This window comes from Yoonia sp. SS1-5 (assembly GCF_038443705.2).
GTDB lineage: Bacteria > Pseudomonadota > Alphaproteobacteria > Rhodobacterales > Rhodobacteraceae > Yoonia > Yoonia rhodophyticola.
In genome coordinates, this window is sequence record NZ_CP151767.2 from 829539 (window position 1) to 848418 (window position 18880).

The 18880-nt window shown below is 60.0% G+C and carries 19 protein-coding genes; 9 read left to right on the plus strand and 10 right to left on the minus strand.

Features of this window, described 5'->3' with window-relative positions; genetic code table 11:
• Positions 1–54 precede the first annotated feature (54 nt).
• Complete coding sequence (locus AABB31_RS05615; RefSeq protein WP_373635786.1) at positions 55–903, plus strand: ferredoxin--NADP reductase; 849 nt, start codon at positions 55–57, stop codon at positions 901–903.
• 72 nt (positions 904–975) lie between these two features.
• Here AABB31_RS05615 and AABB31_RS05620 read toward each other — a convergent pair whose 3' ends face one another.
• Entirely contained in the window at positions 976–1770 is a 795-nt protein-coding gene (locus AABB31_RS05620) for a hypothetical protein (RefSeq protein WP_342075436.1), read from the minus strand.
• Between the two features lie 196 nt (positions 1771–1966).
• Between AABB31_RS05620 and infC the strand changes: the two genes are divergently transcribed.
• Entirely contained in the window at positions 1967–2512 is a 546-nt protein-coding gene (gene infC / locus AABB31_RS05625) for a translation initiation factor IF-3 (protein WP_373635787.1), read from the plus strand.
• Between the two features lie 55 nt (positions 2513–2567).
• Here the strand turns inward: infC and AABB31_RS05630 are convergent, their stop codons facing one another.
• From AABB31_RS05630 to AABB31_RS05645, 4 genes are read right to left on the minus strand one after another with little or no spacing between them, the layout of a single operon-like run.
• Positions 2568–3563 (minus strand): molybdopterin-binding protein, encoded by a 996-nt coding sequence (locus AABB31_RS05630; protein ID WP_342075435.1) that lies wholly within the window; start codon positions 3561–3563, stop codon positions 2568–2570.
• Complete coding sequence (locus AABB31_RS05635; protein WP_342075434.1) at positions 3560–4534, minus strand: XdhC family protein; 975 nt, start codon at positions 4532–4534, stop codon at positions 3560–3562. Before AABB31_RS05635 ends, AABB31_RS05630 begins: the two co-directional genes overlap by 4 nt.
• Positions 4535–4567: 33 nt before the next feature.
• Positions 4568–5818, minus strand: a complete 1251-nt coding sequence (locus tag AABB31_RS05640; protein ID WP_342075433.1) for a VWA domain-containing protein — start codon at positions 5816–5818, stop codon at positions 4568–4570.
• Positions 5818–6723 carry a MoxR family ATPase gene (locus AABB31_RS05645; protein WP_342075432.1) on the minus strand — a complete coding sequence of 302 codons (906 nt, stop codon included), beginning with the start codon at positions 6721–6723 and terminating at the stop codon, positions 5818–5820. Before AABB31_RS05645 ends, AABB31_RS05640 begins: the two co-directional genes overlap by 1 nt.
• A 113-nt stretch (positions 6724–6836) precedes the next feature.
• On the opposite strand from AABB31_RS05645, the gene AABB31_RS05650 reads away from it, so the two are divergent.
• The gene (locus AABB31_RS05650; RefSeq protein ID WP_373635510.1) at positions 6837–8060 is read left to right on the plus strand and encodes an acyl-CoA dehydrogenase; all 1224 of its coding nucleotides are present in this window, start codon (positions 6837–6839) and stop codon (positions 8058–8060) included.
• A gap of 107 nt (positions 8061–8167) precedes the next feature.
• The gene (locus tag AABB31_RS05655) at positions 8168–9097 is read left to right on the plus strand and encodes a phosphoadenosine phosphosulfate reductase (RefSeq protein WP_342075430.1); all 930 of its coding nucleotides are present in this window, start codon (positions 8168–8170) and stop codon (positions 9095–9097) included.
• A gap of 358 nt (positions 9098–9455) precedes the next feature.
• Here AABB31_RS05655 and AABB31_RS05660 read toward each other — a convergent pair whose 3' ends face one another.
• Both AABB31_RS05660 and AABB31_RS05665 read right to left on the minus strand, forming a co-directional pair.
• A complete protein-coding gene (locus AABB31_RS05660; protein WP_342075429.1) occupies positions 9456–10364 on the minus strand; it encodes a hypothetical protein in 909 nt (302 codons plus the stop codon).
• Between the two features lie 215 nt (positions 10365–10579).
• Positions 10580–10774, minus strand: a complete 195-nt coding sequence (locus tag AABB31_RS05665) for a hypothetical protein (protein ID WP_342075428.1) — start codon at positions 10772–10774, stop codon at positions 10580–10582.
• A 272-nt stretch (positions 10775–11046) separates the two neighbouring features.
• On the opposite strand from AABB31_RS05665, the gene AABB31_RS05670 reads away from it, so the two are divergent.
• A complete protein-coding gene (locus AABB31_RS05670) occupies positions 11047–12288 on the plus strand; it encodes a cation:proton antiporter (protein WP_373635511.1) in 1242 nt (413 codons plus the stop codon).
• A gap of 278 nt (positions 12289–12566) precedes the next feature.
• On the opposite strand, the gene AABB31_RS05675 is transcribed toward AABB31_RS05670, so the two are convergent.
• Positions 12567–12809, minus strand: coding sequence for a hypothetical protein (locus tag AABB31_RS05675; protein ID WP_342075426.1), 243 nt, complete (start codon positions 12807–12809; stop codon positions 12567–12569).
• A 317-nt stretch (positions 12810–13126) separates the two neighbouring features.
• Here AABB31_RS05675 and AABB31_RS05680 point away from each other — a divergent pair, with 317 nt between their 5' ends.
• From AABB31_RS05680 to AABB31_RS05695, 4 genes are all read left to right on the plus strand, one after another.
• Positions 13127–14281, plus strand: coding sequence for an aromatic ring-hydroxylating dioxygenase subunit alpha (locus AABB31_RS05680; RefSeq protein ID WP_342075425.1), 1155 nt, complete (start codon positions 13127–13129; stop codon positions 14279–14281).
• A complete protein-coding gene (locus tag AABB31_RS05685; protein WP_342075424.1) occupies positions 14278–14484 on the plus strand; it encodes a hypothetical protein in 207 nt (68 codons plus the stop codon). Before AABB31_RS05680 ends, AABB31_RS05685 begins: the two co-directional genes overlap by 4 nt.
• A gap of 62 nt (positions 14485–14546) precedes the next feature.
• Positions 14547–15488 (plus strand): nucleoside hydrolase, encoded by a 942-nt coding sequence (locus tag AABB31_RS05690; RefSeq protein WP_342075423.1) that lies wholly within the window; start codon positions 14547–14549, stop codon positions 15486–15488.
• 67 nt (positions 15489–15555) lie between these two features.
• Positions 15556–16953: a protein adenylyltransferase SelO family protein gene (locus AABB31_RS05695; RefSeq protein ID WP_342075422.1), complete on the plus strand. Its 1398-nt coding sequence runs from the start codon at positions 15556–15558 to the stop codon at positions 16951–16953.
• On the opposite strand, the gene AABB31_RS05700 is transcribed toward AABB31_RS05695, so the two are convergent.
• Both AABB31_RS05700 and AABB31_RS05705 read right to left on the minus strand, forming a co-directional pair.
• Positions 16928–17827: a DMT family transporter gene (locus tag AABB31_RS05700; protein ID WP_373635512.1), complete on the minus strand. Its 900-nt coding sequence runs from the start codon at positions 17825–17827 to the stop codon at positions 16928–16930. The genes AABB31_RS05695 and AABB31_RS05700 overlap by 26 nt on opposite strands.
• 43 nt (positions 17828–17870) lie before the next feature.
• Positions 17871–18836: a DUF3179 domain-containing protein gene (locus AABB31_RS05705; RefSeq protein ID WP_342075420.1), complete on the minus strand. Its 966-nt coding sequence runs from the start codon at positions 18834–18836 to the stop codon at positions 17871–17873.
• Between the last annotated feature and the right edge of the window lie 44 nt (positions 18837–18880).

Here is an 18880-nt window from a genome sequence, read left to right on the forward strand (position 1 = left end):
TCCATATCAAAGACGAAACGGAGGGCGCATCTTAACAGGTGCGCCATGATACATATGACCGAGCAAACACCAGTGACAACCGCCACCGCCAAAGCCGTTCCCGCCCTTCCCGACGCACAGACCGTGACCGAGGTAAAGCATTACACCGACCGGCTGTTTTCCTTCCGCGTGACCCGCCCCGCATCCCTGCGGTTCCGGTCAGGCGAATTTGTGATGATCGGGCTGATGGGCGACCCACACCCCGAAACCGGCAAGCAGAAACCGCTGCTGCGCGCCTATTCCATCGCGTCACCATCCTGGGATGAAGAGCTGGAATTCTATTCGATCAAGGTCCAAGACGGACCGCTGACATCGAAACTGCAACACATCCAGCCGGGTGACGAACTGATCCTGAAACCAAAGCCCGTTGGCACATTGGTGCATGACGCGCTGCTGCCCGGCAAACGGATCTGGTTCTTTGCTACCGGCACAGGGTTTGCGCCCTTTGCGTCCCTGCTGCGCGAGCCGCAGACCTACGAAGACTATGATGAGATCATCATCACGCACACCTGCCGCGAAGTGGGCGAGCTGACCTATGGGCGTGACCTGATCGAAAGCCTCAAGCACGACGAATTGCTGAACGAAGTGATCGGCGAAGGCTTTTGGAAAAAGATCAAATACTACCCAACCACAACCCGCGAAGAGAGCCCCAAGATGGGCCGGATCACCGATCTGATGAAATCCGGCGAAGCATTTGCCGATCTTGGCGTGCCGCCCCTGAACCCGGAAAGCGACCGGGCAATGATCTGCGGGAACCTGGCCTTCAACCTGGAACTGAAAGAGATGTTCGAAGGCTACGGGCTGGAAGAAGGTGCGAATTCCAAACCGGCGCATTACGTCGTGGAAAAGGCATTCCTCGACTAACGCAGTCAGGTTCGCAGGACAAAAAAAGGCCGCGCTGGAATGGCGCGGCCTTTGTCGTTTCAAGCGATCAGCTTATTCGAGGCCAAGCGCACTTTTGATGTTGTCCAGCACCGGCTGGAGCAGCGCAGGATTGTCCTTTGCCGCGTTCAACGCATTGCCAAGCGTGGTCTTTTCCAAAGCGGACAAATCCGTGCTGTCAAGAAGCGACAGAACCTGCTCGGCGTCGAAACCATCCACTGTCAGCAGTTCGCCCGCCTGCGCCATCAGGTCAGTGCCTGTCTCTGTGGCCTCGGCGGTTGCGTCCTCTACGGCGGTTTCCGCTTCGGCGGCGGCAGCTTCGGCTTCTTCGGTCACTGCGGTTGCAGCTTCTTCAGCGGCAGCAGCGGCTTCTTCCGTCGCAGCAGTCGCAGCAGCTTCGGCCTCAGCGGCGGCGGCGGCAGCTTCTTCTTCTGCAGCAGCAGCGGCAGCTTCTACCTCAGCGGCGGCAGCAGCAGCTTCTTCCTCGGCAGCAGCAGCGGCAGCTTCGGCCTCAGCGGCGGCAGCGGCAGCTTCTTCCTCTGCAGCAGCAGCGGCAGCTTCTGCTTCAGCGGCTGCAGCAGCGGCCTCTTCCTCGGCAGCAGCAGCGGCAGCTTCGGCCTCTGCGGCGGCAGCAGCGGCTTCTTCCTCAGTAGCAGCAGCGGCAGCTTCGGCCTCTGCGGCGGCGGCAGCGGCAGCTTCCTCGGCGGCAGCAGCGGCCGCTTCGGCCTCAGCAGCGGCTTGTCCGGTCAAAACACTGATCGCCTGCCCCGGCGTGCGGCCATTCGCGGCGTATTCGTACCCGAAAAAGCCCAAAATACCGAGAATGACTAATATGATGATGGCGCGCATTGGTCATATCCTTTCCAATTAAATCGCGATTGGCCCATACTGGACCTTGCAGCTGCATATGTCAGAACTTGGCAGCAAGGGAAAGTCGGCAAGACAACCAAATTGGCCAAAAACCGCCCGTTTTCCGGGTTGAAGACGGCGGGCCGGATGGTTACTTTCCATCGCAGAAATATGTAATGATTCAAGGATAAAGACCATAGGACGCAGACCCCACAACGCGCCGCCGCAGCGCGACACAGGCCCCCGCATCAATGACCGAATTCGTGGCGCTGAGATCCGCCTGATCGGGGCCGACGGCGAAAATGTCGGTGTCGTTTCACCAGAACGCGCGATGGCGATGGCTGACGAAGCGGGACTGGATCTGGTTGAAATCTCACCCAACGCCAATCCGCCTGTCTGCAAGATCATGGATTACGGCAAATTCAAATACGAGACCCAAAAGAAGGAAGCCGAGGCGCGCAAGAAGCAAAAGACAATCGAAATCAAAGAGATCAAGTTCCGCCCGAACACGGATGATCATGATTACGACGTCAAGATGCGCAACGTCTTCAAGTTTCTTGAAAACGGCGACAAGGTAAAGATCACCCTGCGTTTCCGGGGCCGCGAAATGGCCCACCAGGAGCTTGGCCGCCAATTGCTGGAACGTGTCGCAGAAGACACCAAGGAAACCGGCAAGGTCGAAAACTTCCCCAAGATGGAAGGTCGCCAGATGGTGATGTTGATCGGACCATTGGCAAAGTAGATTTTCAAACGCGCGGCCTAAAGCGATCTTCGAAAAACCTGCATCAGGCATTTCGTCAAACGCTGTCGTCGCGCGTTTTTGCCCGTGGCCGTGGCCGTGTCGGCATCTCCTTCAGCAGACCGCCCACGCCCATCGCGGCAAAATCCGCCGCCTGCAAATCGACGCCGCATATGACCCGTTCCAGCACCCAATCTGCCCCGTTCAGGGCGGGGGACCGCGCACAACCCGGAAGACCGATGACCGGTCTGTCACCCACCCGACCGAGGAACAGCAGGTTTCCCGGATCAACAGGCATCCCGAACTGGGTTACGACACCGCCGGCCTGACGCAGCGCAGCCGGCCCCACATCATCAATGTCGGACGTCGCCGATGCGGTCAGCACAAAGACGATATCGCCGGCAGCCGCGGCAATCGCCGCGCCGAGCGTTGCAGTATCGTGATCCACCACAACCCGCCCATCCAGATCAACCCCCAACCGATCCAGTCGTGTCCGCAGCGCGGACCGGCCCTTGATGGCGGGCATGTCGCCAATCCGGGTTTCAATCAAAGTAGCGTTTTTGACGACGGGCTCTGAGAGGCTGATCGCCTCTGCGCCCCTGTCAGCTGCCAGTTGCACATCCGCCGCTGGCACCGCGTAGGAAATGATCTTGATGGTCGCGACCATCGCGCCTTCCGTGACCCGTTGAAACGGGGGCAACGTGGCGACGGTTATCATCGGGTTGACCGCATTAAACGCATCAATCGCCGTCCGGTCGACGCTGACAATACCCGCAGCACGCGCAAACAGATTGGCCCGGCCCGTTGCGGCCTGTCCGACCCGCAGCCCTGGACCGGCAAGCGCCTGCGCCAGTTGTGCGGCAGCGGGATCTTCGGCCAGATCGTCGGGCCCCAGCCGGGCAACGGTGACCGCAGAAATGCCTGCATCGCGCAAGGCATCAATATCCACCGCCGCAAGCACCTGCCCCTTGCGCAATCGCCCCTTTGGCAAGGCCACGGAATGGGCAAGAATGGCCCCTTCCGCTTTTGCAATCGGCACCTCGCCAAAGATCATGTGCGCTGCCGCAGGGTCTGGATGATCTGCGCCATAATACTTACGGCAATTTCAGCCGGCTGACGCCCCCCGATATCCAAGCCCACGGGGGCATGGATGCGGCCAATCTCGGCCGCGGAAAAACCGGCCGCCTGCAGGCGCGCGACCCGTTTTGCATGGGTGCGGGTCGACCCAAGGCAGCCCAGATAAAACGCATCACTGCGCAAGACGGCCATGATGGCCGGATCATCCAGCTTTGGATCATGGGTCAGGGTCACAACCGCTGTCCTTGCGTCCGGCGTCAACTGCGCCATGGCCTCATCCGGCCAGTCATCCACGATGGTCTCGCCGGGAAAGCGCGCGGCAGATCCAAACGCCCCGCGTGGATCAATCAAGATCGGCGCATAGCCACAGGCGCGGGCCATGGCGATCAGCGGCTGGGCAATATGGACCGCACCGACCACCAGCAACCGCAAAGGCGGGTTGTGGATCGCGACAAATGTCCGCCCATCTTCAGCAACGCCCGACTGGTCCATGCGGAACCGGTCAGGATAGTCGGCAGGGCCGCGCAGTTCCGGGTTGCCGGCCTGCAGATCGGTCACATAGGCGACAGGTTCGGCCTTTGCCCGATGGTCCACCAGCGCCCGAAGCACCGAGACAGGCAAAGCTGTCCCCACAGGTTCCACCAGAACCTTGATTTCGCCGCCGCAGGCAAGCCCCACGGCGAATGCCTCGTCATCGCTGACACCAAATTCCAGAATACGGGGTTTGCCATCGGCCAGCGCGTCAATCGCCTCGACGATGACGGCACCCTCGACACAACCACCCGACACGGACCCTTCCATCATCCCGTCTGCATCAATCAAAAGCTGGCTGCCAACAGGGCGCGGGGCGGACCCCCAGGTCTGCACGACCGTCGCAAGCGCCACCGCGCGGCCACCGTTATGCCATTTCAGCGCCAGCGCGGGCAGATCCGTGATATTTTCAGTCATGGTCGTTCCCTCACCCTGCCGCCCGGTGCATATTCATTCCATCATCGCCATCAGACGCGCCTTTTGCCCCACGTCATCCGGGCTGGACAATGCGGCGGCCAGCCCCTCCAGCGCCTCGATATTATGACCTGCGCGAAAGCTTGAACAGTGGGGCAGCATCTCGACAATGCCCTGGGCCTTGGGCGCAAACCCGTCCCAACGCAACAGGGGGTTCAGCCAGATCAATTGGCGGGCGGTCAGGGCCAGACGCTCCATCGCAGCGCCCAGCCCCGCGCCCGGGTCACGATCAAGACCGTCGGTGATCAACAGCACAACCGCACCCTGCCCCATCACGCGGCGCGACCAATCCCTGTTGAACTGCGTCAGACATTCACCGATCCGGGTGCCGCCTTCCCAATCCTGCGCCTCGGCCCCTGCGGCGGCCAAGGCTGCATCCACATCACGCTTGCGCAAATGCCGGGTAATGTTGGTCAGCCTTGTGCCAAAGGTAAAGGCATGTATCTGCGCCCATCCCTGCCCTTCGCGATTTGCGACGGCGTGAAGAAAGTGCAAGATAACACGTGAATATGACGCCATTGATCCGGAAATATCACATATGACCACAAGATTGGGATAACGCGGCCTGCGTCTGCGGGTGGCAAATTCATTGATTTCGCCGCCCCGGCGGATCGCGGCGCGCATGGTCCGGCGCCAATCGGCCAGATCGCCCGGGCGGGCCATGGTCCGGCGGCTCAGCACCGGCGACACAGGCAGCCGCAGGCTTGCAAGCATCCGCTTTGCAGCGGCCATTTCCGCAGTGCTCATCTGCTCGAAATCAAGTGTCTTGAGCCGTTCTTGCGCCGAGATGGTTTGCGACGCGTCGATATCAATTTCAACGGCGTCATCCGCGTCCGGCGGGGCGGGCAGATCGGGCAATTGGCCATCAAGCAATGCCTGGGCCGCCCGTTTTTCGGCGGCCTGCGCTGTGCGTTCTTCCTGCACACCGCGCACGGCGGGCAGCATCATGGCCATCATTTTTTCCATATATTGCGGATCGCGCCAATAAAGCCGAAACATCTGGCCGAAGACTGCACGCTCTTCTGGTTTGGAGACGAAACAGGCATGCAGCACCCAATAGAAATCCCGCTTTTTGGTGAACCCAGCCACCTCAACCGCGCGAATGGCGTCGATCACCCGGCCCGGTCCGATTGGCAGCCCAGCCTTGCGCAGGGCGCGGGCGAAATGGGTGATGTTCTGCGCCAGCTTGGGGTCATCAGGCAGGCTGAGTTCGGGGAGCTTGACCATCAGACCGTCGCCAGATCGGCCTTTGCCTCATCCAGGATGCGCTTGGCCTCGGACCCCTGGAGCTTTTGAATGTCGTCCTGATATTTGAGGATCGCACCCAACGTATCGGCGATCACCTCGGGCGACAGGTTGATCACATCCAGGGCCAACAGGCATTTTGCCCAGTCAATGGTTTCGGCGACGCCGGGTTTCTTGAACAGATCCTCGCCGCGTAAACGCTGCACAAAGGCGACAATCTCGCGCGACAGGTTTGCGGCAGCCTCGGGCGCGCGGGCGCCGAGTATCTCGATTTCGCGCGCGAAATCGGGGTAGTCGACCCAATGATACAGGCAGCGGCGCTTCAGCGCATCATGCACCTCGCGGGTGCGGTTTGATGTCAGAATGACAATCGGCGGCTCTGGCGCGCGGATTGTCCCCAGCTCGGGGATGGTCACCTGAAAATCCGACAGGGCCTCCAGCAGGAAGGCTTCGAAAGGGGCATCTGTCCGATCCAGCTCGTCAATCAACAGAACCGGCGCGCCGCCTGGCTGGGGGCGCATTGCCTCCAGCAAAGGGCGTGCGATCAGGTAGTCTTCGGTAAACAGCTCTGACTTCAGCCCGTCGCGATCTGCCCCGCCTGCGGCCTCTGCTGCCCTGATCGCAATCATTTGTTCGGCAAAGTTCCATTCATAGACTGCCGAATTGGAATCAAGCCCCTCGTAACATTGCAGCCGGATCAGGCGGCGCCCCAGACTTGCCGCAATCGCCTTGGCGATTTCTGTCTTGCCGGTGCCTGCCTCACCTTCCAGAAACAAGGGGCGGCCCAGCTTTTGAGCCAGAAACACCACAGTCGCCAGCGCGCGACCGCAGACATAGTCCTGCGCGCCCAAACGTGCCTGCACCTCGTCGATATCAGCAAAGCTCATCGCTGCCTCCCCTTGCCTGCCAACAACTGCATTCCACGCCCGGCGCGTCAAGGCGACATTGCCCGTCTTGGACCAAAGGCCTAGGCTGCCCACAACGTCGGGAGAACAGCACCATGAATGATTCCACACCAATCAAGACGACAGGCTTTGGCCCTGATCTGGGCCCGTTTGACTGGGCCGACCCGCTGCGGCTGGAGGACCAGCTGACCGAGGATGAGCGGATGTTGCGCGATGCCGCCCGGACATTCGCCACCGATGTGCTGCAGCCGAAAGTCACCGACGCCTATCAGAACGCCACGATCGACCCGTCAGTCTTTGCGCAGATGGGTCAGGCCGGGCTGTTGGGGATCACGATCCCCGAGGAATATGGCGGTCTTGGTGCGGGCTATGTGACCTATGGGCTGGTCGCCCGCGAGATCGAGCGCGTCGATAGCGGCTACCGATCCATGATGTCGGTCCAGTCCTCGCTGGTGATGTACCCGATCCATGCCTATGGCAGCGACGCGCAGCGCGCAAAATATCTGCCCGGGCTGGCGGCGGGGACATTGATTGGCTGCTTTGGCCTGACAGAACCGGACGCAGGCAGCGATCCGGCCGGGATGAAGACGACCGCCAGAAAAACGGATGACGGCTATGTTCTGAGCGGGTCCAAGATGTGGATCAGCAATGCCCCGATTGCTGATGTCTTTGTGGTTTGGGCCAAGTCCGAGGCACATGATGGCAAAATCAGGGGCTTTGTGCTGGACAAGGGGATGCCCGGTCTCAGCGCGCCGAAGATCGGCAATAAACTGTCGCTGCGCGCGTCGGTCACGGGCGAGATCGTGATGGACAATGTGCATGTTGGTGAAGACGCGCTTTTGCCCGGTGTGCAGGGCTTCAAAGGGCCATTTGGCTGTCTAAACCGGGCGCGCTACGGCATTGCATGGGGGGTCATGGGGGCCGCCGAAGCCTGCTGGCACGCCGCGCGGCAATACGGGCTGGATCGCAAGCAGTTCGGCAAGCCGCTGGCGCAAACGCAGCTGTTCCAAAAGAAGCTGGCCGATATGCAAACCGAGATCGCAATTGGCACCCAATCTGCACTGCAGCTGGGCCGCTTGATGGAAAACGGCACCGCAGCGCCCGAGATGATCAGCCTGATGAAACGCAACAATTGCGGCAAGGCGCTGGATATCGCACGCGCCGCCCGGGACATGCATGGCGGCAATGGAATCAGCGCCGAATTTCAGGTCATGCGGCACATGGTCAACCTGGAGACTGTGAACACTTACGAGGGCACGCATGACGTGCACGCACTTATTCTAGGCCGTGCACAAACCGGGCTGCAGGCATTCTTTTAGGCCGCATGCAGGGTCAATAGAGCCCCAATATTGCCCATTTCCGCCGCAAACGTCCCATAGGTAGGTTGGACCGCCGGGATGTCCCCGGCCCGTCCGGAGCTGCGCCAATGAAAGACCCCCAACTGACCATCGAAACCGATCTGACGGACCTGTCCCCAAATGACTGGTTCGCGCAAATTGATGATATCTGCGAGGATTTCGGCTTTTTCGAGCAATTGGGCTGCACACATTTCGCAGGGTTTCTGGAGGCCGGGAACAAGCTGCTGGTCACTTTCGAGAATGTGGAAGACATCCGCGCCCATAACCCCGATGCAGAGCCGCGCGGCTTTGCCTATGCCCGCCATGACGGCTGGTCGCATCTGGCGATTTTTTCCATGTCGCGCAGTTGGTTCCGTGATCGGGCCGTCTATGACTTCTTTGACCGGCTCAGCGATGACGCGTTCTTTGAAGACTTTGAAACAGTCGTTTTTCACGGGGCAAATGAATGTGGCTATGCCGCGGCGGCCTTTTCGGTTGTGGCCCCCGGTGCGACCGTAATCGCCCTCAGCCCGCAAGCCACCCTGGATGCCAGCGTGGCCGGATGGGACCACCGGTATCGCGCGCATCGCCGCCTCGATTTTCAAAGCCGCTATGGCTACGCCCCCGATATGGTCGAAGGGGCCGACGCGGTCTTTATCGCCTATGATCCGCACGAGCCGATGGATGCCATCCATGCAGGCCTGTTTCGCAACAGCAATGTCGCCCTGATGCCTGCCCCGTTGCTGGGCCGCCAATTGGCGCGCAGCTTTGACCGGATGGGCATTCATGACGTGATGATCAAGTTGGCAATGGACGGATCACTTGACAAGAAACGCTTTGCCCAATTGCTGCGGGCCCGTCGCTATGACGAACCCTATATGCGCAACCTGACCCGGCAATTGGTCGCGCAGGGGCACCGGGACCTTGCCTGCGTCATCTGCGAATACATGCTGCGGCGTGGGCAGAACGCGTTCTTCACCAAAACGCTGTCCGGACTACGCGACAAATCAGCCGCCTGACGGCAACCGCCCCAAATGACTATGGCCGCGCATCGTTCAACTGGTGCGACCCGTTTTCCGGATCACTCGGCGGACCGGCTACGCCCTATCACCCCATAGCCAGGCATTTCCGCGACCTTTGCGCCAAGGGTACGGTTGTCGGCTTGCGACAACTGCCATTGGCTTTTCGTCCTGATCCAGCGTGACGGCCCTTCTGCCTTGAACACCATCGTGCAGACGGTCCGGAATGCTTACGGTGGCAGGCCAATCCCGGCGGGGTTTGGCCTCAGGGCTACGGGCTGTTCCCGCGATGATCAAATCCGTTGTCAGCTTGAACGCCGCAATATCTGGCAGACCACCCCATTAAAACGGAAACGCTTCAGTCGAGGTCAAAGATGATCCGTTCCGCCGGACCCAAAGCACCGTCATGCTGCACGGGCCGAACATCGAAGGTGAACGTCTCGAAATCTTCTTCCACCACAAGCAAAGCAGCGGCGCGCGTTACCGTCGCTATACGCTTGGCCAAGAGGCTTAGAAATGCAGGACTCGACCGGTCAGGGACCTGGATGCGCAGCTCGATCACCGGGCCGCGGTTTGAATTGAAAGTCAGGGCTTCGGCCTTGGTTTCGCCATCGGGATCAACAAGCATGAGGTGCCCATCGTCGATCTGTTCGGCTGCATCCGTCCCTATGATTCCGCCCATCGCAGCTTCAATAGACAAATTTGCATCGGGCAGAATCACGATCAGCTCTTCCTGATCCTGATTTGCCGCCACCGCCAGTAACGGCAAAGAAAATAGCAACGGCGCGACCGAAGGCACCGATACAGTATCATAAGTGATATCCCCATCAGCGCCGACTGGCTCGTCATCAGACCGGACAAACAGCCGCGGCCATGTCACCACAAATACATCCACCGAGATGAGCACCTCATCGGTTGCAACATATTTTGTTTGACCCGCAAAGATGCCATCGCCTTCGATTGAAAGCCCCCCAAAGAGCGTCACCTCTTGCAAGTCATCGCGCTCCAACAAGGCAAACGACATGCCCCATTTTTGTGGGTGCAGTGCTGCGTAGATATCAGACAGCGCGGCAAAAAGCGGGCGGTCCTCAGCCGCAAGATCAAAGGAGACGCCATCAGCTTTGGGCACAAATGATGCGCCATCGCGATGGTGATATCCGCCGCCATCCCGGCGCACGGTCTCTAAACGGCCCAAGATGTCGTGCAGCGCGTCCTGTGAGACATCGCTGTCTTGGCCGACGGAAAAGGTGATCAAATATCTGGTCATGGCTGTGTTCAACTTATGCTGTTCTGACGAGGCGCATTCTTGCGGGACGCAACAACGCCGGCAAGGGTCTGGTACCCCGGAATGAACTTCAACACTTGCCTGAGAAAGTAGGGGGCGGTGCGCGTCCTACTGCAAATATAAATGAGCCGCCAATCGGGGATTTCCAAGTCGGCGATTGCTCCGAGGTAATTGTCACCCTGTCCGCGTTCCTGCCGTCACACCTGTTGATACCGTACGTCTTTGGCCGCAAGCTCCGCTTCAATTTCGTCAATCGTCGGGATTGACCAAATTGCGGTCAACCGTCTGATCTCGGCCACGACCTCGTTTTTCTTAACCCGCAGCCAGACAACACCGTAAGGCAGCTCTCGCCCATCAAGCCGGGTCGCGGCCTGACCGAGCGCGATATCCACTTACGAAACGGCCAAACGCGGTTCAAACCAAACGAAAAACATCTTCTTTCTGATCGTCCACTCCGCAATGGGTACGATGCGCAGCACACGCGCTTTTCGCAAATTGACCGCATTGGACCCACCGGCGCTGACGCCCAACTGGCCGCTTGCAAAGGATGCCAGTAACGTAAAGTTTTGCCACCCCACCGCCCCAAACGCCCGGAGCGTCATGACAATCGAGCCAAAGCGCGCCAGAGTGGCCCGGGCCGTGTTTGGAAAGATGAGGGTGTGAAATGACTGGTTTTTTGGCGATCTGCATGCTGACCGCGGGCTATGCGATGATCGCCAAACGTCTGGAGACCACGATCCTGACCGCGCCGATGGTCTTTCTAGGGGCCGGGGCTGTCCTGTCGGTCACCGGTATGGTGGATCATGCAACCAGCGAACGGCTATTGCACCCGCTGGCGGAAATCACACTTGTCGTCTTGCTGTTTCTGGACGCGGCACAAGTTGACCTGCGCGCGCTGCGCCAACGGCATGTGTGGCCCCTGCGCATGCTGCTGATCGGTCTGCCGCTGACGATCGTATTCGGAAGCCTGGCCGGTTTTTTGCTCCTGAGCGGTTGGACACCCGTTGCGGTCATACTCGCTGCGGCCATTCTTGCCCCGACGGATGCCGCATTGGGGCAAGCCGTTGTATCAAATCCCAAATTGCCCGTGCGGTTGCGCCGGGCGCTTACGGTGGAAAGCGGCCTGAACGATGGGCTTGCGCTGCCTGCGGTGCTGTTCTTTGCGGGGCTGACCGCCGCGACAATGCAAAGCAGCGGCGCCTGGGTGCTGTTTGCCGCCAAGCAGATTACCTTGGGTCCGCTGGCGGGGGCGGCGATTGGTGCCGCAGGCGGCTGGATCCTGTTGCGGGCCAAGAAATACAGCACAACTGCCGATATCTATGAAGGTGTTGGTGCGCTGGCGATGGCGGGGGCGGCCTATCTCAGCGCAACACTGATCGGGGGCAACGGCTTTATTGCCGCATTTGTGGCAGGCTTGTTCTTTGGGGCCATGATCAAGGGGGCCTGCAAATTCGTTTATGAGTTCACTGAAAGTGAAGGCCAGCTACTGGTCTGGGCCTCGTTCCTTTTGCTGGGGATCGCCCTGGTGCCAGAGGCCGTCGCGCATCTGACCTGGCCCATGTTCGGGTTGATCCTGGTTAGCCTTTTCATCGTCCGGCCCCTTGCGATCTGGCTATCGCTTGCCGGAACAGATGCCCCGTTTCTGACCCGGTTGTTTTTTGGCTGGTTTGGCCCGCGGGGGCTCGCAACGGCGCTCTTTGCATTGCTGGTCATCGACGAGGTGCCGCATGCGCTGGGTGAGACCATTTTGCATCTGGCCGTCAACACCGTCTGGATCAGCGCATTACTGCATGGGATCACTGCGGCACCTCTATCAAACTGGTATGCGGGACGGATCGCCGTGTCGGATGCGCCGTCCTCTGAAGTGGACCGGAATGCTGCCCCCCTGCCCGGCGACAAAGCCTAGCCCGCCATATGCAGCCAGGGGTTAAGACACCCCGGCCAATCCTGTCCAAGACACTGGGCTTGCTGCGGTGAAAGTGCTCGCGCCGGCGCAAGCCCCTCAAAGCACGACAAACGCTAGCACGTTGTCGGTGCTCGCTTCGCCACGAAATCGCGGCATGAATTGGACTTTGGATGGGTATGATTGGGGCTGTGCGCCAACCAAAAACCCCCGCATCCTTTTGGGGCAGGATGCGGGGGCGAGGCTGATCGGGCCAATGGGCTGGCCCGATCAAGACCACTTTAGGCTGGCAGCAGGCCAGCTTCTGTTGCGACAGCAATCTCGTCAGCATCCAGCAGGCCATCGCCTGTGCTGTCGAGCGCTGTGAATTCGTCCTCTGTCATTTCAGGCATGGCAGCCTGCAGTTCAGGAAAGCTGTACATCCCATCGCCATTCACGTCGATTTCAGCGTTCTGGGCAAAAGCTGGCGCAGCCATTGCAACGATAAGGGCGAGTGGTGTCAGCAGCTTTGTCGTATGGGTCATTTTCGTTCTCCATTTATGAACATATGCGAAGGGGTCATCCCTTCTGCACCCTAGATGGAGGCATCAGGCGGCCCTTTCCATGCCTTGCTGAAAAGAAAAGAAAAATCAGCGCCACCGCGCCAAATCCCACACCCGGACTGCGCCAAACAACGCTGACCATTGCGGGACCGCGGGAACCGGCAAATCCTCTCCGATCCTGATCAGCCCAATCGGCAGACCGGCGCCATATGATGTCGCTGTGAGAAAAACCGCAGTCGCCCGCAGCACAGCAAATTGGCACCGGACATGGGACAATTGGCGCAAGGAGGATGCATATCATGGCAAAGGATATACCTCGGACCGGTCTTGACGCGGTGCAGCAGCCCATAGAGGTCGCACATGGCCTGCCCAACGCACATTATACGGACCCGGACGTCTTCGCGGCCGAGAACCGCGCGCTTTTGCTGCGCAACTGGGCCGGTCTTGCGGTTGCCGCTGATGTCCCTGCGCCGGGGGATGCGAAGCCGATCAGCTTTCTGGGTATCCCACTGCTGCTGATCCGCGACCGGGCCGGACAGGTTCGCGTGTTCGAAAACATCTGCCGGCACCGGGGCATGATCCTTGTCGACGCCCCCCGCAAGATCGAAGGCGCCATTCGCTGCCCCTATCATTCGTGGTGCTACAGTACCGATGGCAAGCTTGTGTCCACCCCGCATGTCGGCGGCCCCGGCCACAATACACATGCGGCTATCGACAAGGATCTGTTGGGGTTGAATGAAGTGCGCAGCCACATTTGGTTCGACATCGTCTTTATCAACATGGACGGCACGGCCCCACCCTTTGCCACGCAGCATGCCACCTTGCTGGATCGCTGGGCTGCCTTTGACCAGCCCCTCTATCATGGCGGGCCGGATAGCCGCTTTACTCTGGACGTCCGGACCAACTGGAAACTGGCGGTCGAGAATTACGCCGAAAGCTATCATCTGCCCTGGGTTCACCCCGGGCTGAACAGTTATTCCCGGCTGGAAGACCACTACCACATCATCGAACCCGGCGCGTTTTCCGGTCAGGGCACACATGTGTATCGGCAATTGAAGGGTGATGATCAGACCACCTTTCCCGACTTTGCCGGGCTTTCGGCGGCTTGGATCGCGGGGGGAGAATATATCTGCCTCTATCCCAATGTGCTGCTTGGGGTGCAGCGCGACCATGCCTTTGTCATCATTCTTGAACCACATGCGCTAGATCACACGACCGAGCATGTGCACCTTTACTATGCCGCCCCACAGACAGATGACAGCTTGCGCGCACGCAACAGCGCCCAATGGAAAGAGGTCTTTAAAGAGGATATTTCCGTCGTCGAAGGCATGCAAAAGGGCCGCCGCGCCCCACAATTTGATGGCGGGCGCTTTAGCCCCGCGATGGACGGTCCAACCCATTGCTTTCATGCCTGGGTCGCCAGCCAGTTATCTGCCGATGCGCAGGGGGCATGACCCTCGACGCGGCCCTGCTTGATGCGCATGCGCGTAACGACCGCCGCGCCTTGGTCACCCTTTATGCGCAAGCAGCCGACGCGGCCCCCGATCTGGATGCATCATGCTTTTTTCTGACGCAGGCCTATATCTTTGCCCTTGAACAGGCGCATGAGGCCACAGGCGCCTTGCATGATCGGCTGCAGCGACACGGGCGGCTCTGATCTCTTGCGTTGACGCATGGGAAAGGACAAATTGGCGGGCGACAAAAAAGGATGGAGCCGCCATGCCCCCCCGCAAGATCATTATCGACACCGACCCGGGCCAGGATGACGCCATCGCGATTCTTCTTGCCCTTGCATCGCCGCAAGAAATTGAGCTTTTGGGGGTGACTGCGGTTGCCGGCAATGCACCGCTGGCGCTGACCGAAAGGAATGCGCGCATCGTCTGCGAACTGGCAGGTCGGCCGGATATCAGGGTCTTTGCTGGCTGTGACGGCCCGCTATCGCGCAAACTGATTACGGCCGAACATGTGCATGGCAAGACAGGGTTGGATGGCCCACCGATGGATGACCCGACGATGCCATTGCAAGACCAGCATGCCGTCGCCTTTCTGATCGAAACCTTGCGGACAGAGCCGCCGGGCACGGTCACGCTTTGCCCTGTCGGGCCGCTGACCAATATCGCGATGGCCTTTCGGGATGCCCCCGATATCATTCCGCGTGTTCAGGAAATTGTTCTGATGGGTGGCGCCTATTTTCAGGTGGGCAACATCACCCCCGCGGCAGAATTCAATATCTATGTTGACCCCGAGGCCGCACAGATCGTCTTTGCCGCAGGCGTGCCGATCACCATGATGCCCCTTGATGTGACCCATAAGGCGCTGACGACAAAGCCAAGGATCGACGCCTTCCGCAATATGGGCACCAAGGTCGGCGATATGGTCGCCGCCTGGACAGACTTTTTCGAACGGTTCGACGTCGAGAAATACGGCTCGGACGGCGCGCCGCTGCATGACCCTTGCACCATTGCCTATCTGATCAATCCCGATCTGTTTGCAGGCCGACATATCAATGTCGAGATCGAGACGACATCGGAGCTGACCCTTGGCATGACGGTGGCTGACTGGTGGCGTGTGACGGACCGGGCACCCAACGCCACCTTTATGCAGGATATCGACGCGGACGGGTTTTATGCGTTGCTGGCCGACCGGCTGGCCCGATTGTGATCATCGCCCGCTTGCAGCCCGGCGCAAAGCCGACGATAGCTGCGGCGAGGCAGGATCGGGGCACATCATGACCAGCGTTTTTGACAATACATATGCAAATCTGCCGCCGCAGATGTTTACACGGCTGCACCCAACGCCGGTCAAGGCGCCGGAACTGATTGTGCATAATGCTGGCCTTGCCGATCTGATCGGCTTTCCCATCACCGACCCGGCGGTTTTTGCAGGCAACCTGATACCCGATGGGGCCGCGCCGCTTTCACAGGTTTATGCCGGCCATCAATTTGGCAACTGGAACCCGCAATTGGGCGATGGTCGCGCCGTGTTGCTGGGCGAGGTTGTCGGGCGCGATGGCATCCGCCGCGACATCCAGCTCAAAGGGTCCGGCCCCACGCCTTATTCACGGCAAGGGGATGGCCGCGCCTGGCTGGGCCCGGTACTGCGTGAATATATCGTGTCAGAGGCGATGCATGCGATGGGCGTGCCCACAACCCGCGCCCTTGCCGCCGTCACCACTGGCGAGGATGTCTACCGCGAAGAGGTCTTGCCCAGTGCCATCGTGACCCGGGTCGCCCAAAGTCATATCCGGGTCGGCACGTTCCAGTTCTTTGCCGCGCGGGGGGATATCGCAGCACTCCAGGCCCTGACCGATCATGTGATCGCGCGCCACTACCCCGATGCGGACGGGCCCGCCGCCCTGCTGGATGCCGTCATCGACCGCTACGCGAAACTGATCGCGCAATGGATGGGTCTTGGCTTTATTCACGGGGTGATGAACACCGACAACGTGGCGATTGCGGGCGAGACAATTGATTACGGTCCTTGCGCCTTTATCGACGCATTCCATCCTGACACGGTTTTCAGCGCCATCGACCAGTTCGGCCGCTATGCCTATAGTAACCAACCCGGCATCGGGGCGTGGAACATGGCGCAGTTCGCCACGGCCCTGATCCCGTTGATGCAAGACCGCGAGGCGGCGATCACAGATTTCACCGCTGCCGTGCATCGGTTTCAGCCCATCTATGAAGATGCGTGGCTGGCGGTTTTCGCCGCAAAGCTGGGGATCAGCGCCCCTGCTGCCGAGGATCAGGCATTGATCAGCGATCTGCTGGACCTGATGGCCAAGGATCAGGCTGATTTCACCAATGTCTTTGCCAATCTGGGATCGGACAAGGCCGGGGATCAGTTTCTGGATCAAACCGCGTTTGCACGCTGGCAGGACCGCTGGGCGTTGCGGCGCGGCGCGGATGCGGACGCGTTGATGTCAAAAACCAACCCGCAGATCATTCCCCGCAACCACCGGATCGAGAAAATGATCACGGCTGCCCGCAATGGCGACTACGCCCCGTTCCACGCCATGCTTGATGCGGTCACTGCGCCCTTTGCGCCGATCACCGACGCCACGGCCCGTTTTGCCCGCCCACCCGGCAATGATGAACGCTTCATGCGGACATTCTGCGGGACCTGACCGGCCAGTTGATCAGAAACAACCCCAATGTCACAAGACCCAGGGCCCCGATCAGATCCGGCCCAATGGCCTCATCCAGCAAAAGCCAGCCAAGGAAGACCGCAAGAACCGGGGTCAGAAAACTGAACGAGGCCACGCCCGATGCCGGGTAAATCGACAAAAGCCATAGCCAGAAGATGAACCCGGCGCTGACCACAATCACAATCTGAAACATCAGCCCCGCGATATGGATTGGCGCAAGCTCGCGGATGAAGGGGCCGAAAAACAGCGCCGCGATCAGCAGGATCGGCGCAGACACGGCGACCTGCCAGAAAAGCTGGATTTCCGGACGCACGCGGGCCAAGGGCGAGGCTTTGGCCAGCAGCGCCGTCAGCGCCCAGCCCCAGGCCGCGGCAAGTGCGGCCATATCGCCCCACAGATTCCCCGCCCCGTCATCACGGCCCAGGATCGCGACGCAGACACCTGCAAAGGCCAGTGTCAGACCAACGGCCTTTGTCGCGGTCATGCGATCATCGGGCATCAGAAAATGGCTCAGCAGTGCCAGCCAGACCGGCATCGAATAAAAGATCACCGCAGACCGGCTGACCGTGGTCAGATCAAGGGCCACAAACATGCACAGGAATTCAAACGCAAAGGTCAGCCCGACCGCCCAGCCCGCCAGATGTTTGCCGGGCGCAAAATGCAGCGGTATCCCCCGCCATTTCAGCCAGAGCCAGATGCACATCACAGCGCCAACTGACCGGATGCCCGCAAAAAACACAGGCTGCAGCCCCTCATTCGTCACCTTGATGACGACCTGATTGAAAGCCAGCAACAACGCAAAGCCCGACAGGGCAATCGCGCCGAACGCGTCTATATGGGGTTTCTTTTCCATCCGCGCACCTGACGGGCGGGACCCGGGCAAGTCAAGCCCGTGATTATTGGCCCAGCATCCAGGCCCCGTCCGGCCAGAAAGCGTGATAGGCAAAGGCGAACATCACGTCATGCGGCACATCCGCCCCCGATGCATCGCGCACCCGCACATTGCCCACATCCCGCCCCTGCCCGATCTGATCCGCATCAAGTGCCGAGGCCTGCCCCGCCGTCCAGGTAAAGGTCAGCCCCGCTTCGACCAGATTGCCCGCCTGCGCAAGACGGGTCATTGGCCACGCCTGATCGCCCACCCGAACCACCCGCGCCAAGGCGGGGATATCATGCGGCGGCAACGCACCAGAATACAGAAATGGCCGGTCAGAGCTGTCATATTGCACATAGGGGTTGGCGCCGTAGTTGCGGGCAAAGTCAGGCTGATCCATGACCAGACCATCTGGATTGCGGGCCAGGAACACCGCCCAGCTTTCCATCCAGGATGGCAGGCTTGTCAGTTCGGTCCCGGTCAATTCGCCAACAATCGCCTCGCCCAGGGCCTGTTGCCACCAGCTTTCGGTTTCGCGGTCAAACATCACCATGTCGGAATTGCGCAGCTTGCCAGATACCCCAAAGCGCAGAACGCCGGCGTCTGTCCGACGATCAAAAGTGATGCCGGAATTGCATAGCGGGCAGAATGTCACGGCGACGGGCATCTCGCCCACGGTGTCGTTCACGATCTCATACCATGTCAGATACCGGATCGGATAGGCGCGCGGGGTCTGCCCGTCCAGCTCAAGGGTGATGACAGGCTCGCGCGGGGTCAGACGCGTCTCGTCCACTGCGGCAATGAACCGGGGATCATCGAGGGCCGGAATGCCATCCCTCGGCGGTCCGCCCGACAGAATTTCCAGCCAGCTTTCGACACTTGTGATCGCGAAATCTGTCCGCGACCATTCATGTTTCCAGAACTCGGGACTGGCCAGCGCAGCACTGGCAGACAGGCAGAAGGCGGCGATCAGGGACATCAGGCGCATCGGTCACTCCTTGGTGGTCACACCAAGATGTCCGGCCTGCGGCG

Excerpts from the sequence above, each read along its gene's own strand:
- AABB31_RS05615 (WP_373635786.1), top strand. The coding sequence starts at position 55 with ATGACCGAGCAAACACCAGTGACAACCGCCACCGCCAAAGCCGTTCCC.
- AABB31_RS05620 (WP_342075436.1), bottom strand. The coding sequence starts at position 1,770 with ATGCGCGCCATCATCATATTAGTCATTCTCGGTATTTTGGGCTTTTTC.
- AABB31_RS05630 (WP_342075435.1), bottom strand. The coding sequence starts at position 3,563 with ATGATCTTTGGCGAGGTGCCGATTGCAAAAGCGGAAGGGGCCATTCTT.
- AABB31_RS05635 (WP_342075434.1), bottom strand. The coding sequence starts at position 4,534 with ATGACTGAAAATATCACGGATCTGCCCGCGCTGGCGCTGAAATGGCAT.
- AABB31_RS05640 (WP_342075433.1), bottom strand. The coding sequence starts at position 5,818 with ATGGTCAAGCTCCCCGAACTCAGCCTGCCTGATGACCCCAAGCTGGCG.
- AABB31_RS05645 (WP_342075432.1), bottom strand. The coding sequence starts at position 6,723 with ATGAGCTTTGCTGATATCGACGAGGTGCAGGCACGTTTGGGCGCGCAG.
- AABB31_RS05650 (WP_373635510.1), top strand. The coding sequence starts at position 6,837 with ATGAATGATTCCACACCAATCAAGACGACAGGCTTTGGCCCTGATCTG.
- AABB31_RS05655 (WP_342075430.1), top strand. The coding sequence starts at position 8,168 with ATGAAAGACCCCCAACTGACCATCGAAACCGATCTGACGGACCTGTCC.
- AABB31_RS05660 (WP_342075429.1), bottom strand. The coding sequence starts at position 10,364 with ATGACCAGATATTTGATCACCTTTTCCGTCGGCCAAGACAGCGATGTC.
- AABB31_RS05670 (WP_373635511.1), top strand. The coding sequence starts at position 11,047 with ATGACTGGTTTTTTGGCGATCTGCATGCTGACCGCGGGCTATGCGATG.
- AABB31_RS05675 (WP_342075426.1), bottom strand. The coding sequence starts at position 12,809 with ATGACCCATACGACAAAGCTGCTGACACCACTCGCCCTTATCGTTGCA.
- AABB31_RS05680 (WP_342075425.1), top strand. The coding sequence starts at position 13,127 with ATGGCAAAGGATATACCTCGGACCGGTCTTGACGCGGTGCAGCAGCCC.
- AABB31_RS05685 (WP_342075424.1), top strand. The coding sequence starts at position 14,278 with ATGACCCTCGACGCGGCCCTGCTTGATGCGCATGCGCGTAACGACCGC.
- AABB31_RS05690 (WP_342075423.1), top strand. The coding sequence starts at position 14,547 with ATGCCCCCCCGCAAGATCATTATCGACACCGACCCGGGCCAGGATGAC.
- AABB31_RS05695 (WP_342075422.1), top strand. The coding sequence starts at position 15,556 with ATGACCAGCGTTTTTGACAATACATATGCAAATCTGCCGCCGCAGATG.
- AABB31_RS05700 (WP_373635512.1), bottom strand. The coding sequence starts at position 17,827 with ATGGAAAAGAAACCCCATATAGACGCGTTCGGCGCGATTGCCCTGTCG.
- AABB31_RS05705 (WP_342075420.1), bottom strand. The coding sequence starts at position 18,836 with ATGCGCCTGATGTCCCTGATCGCCGCCTTCTGCCTGTCTGCCAGTGCT.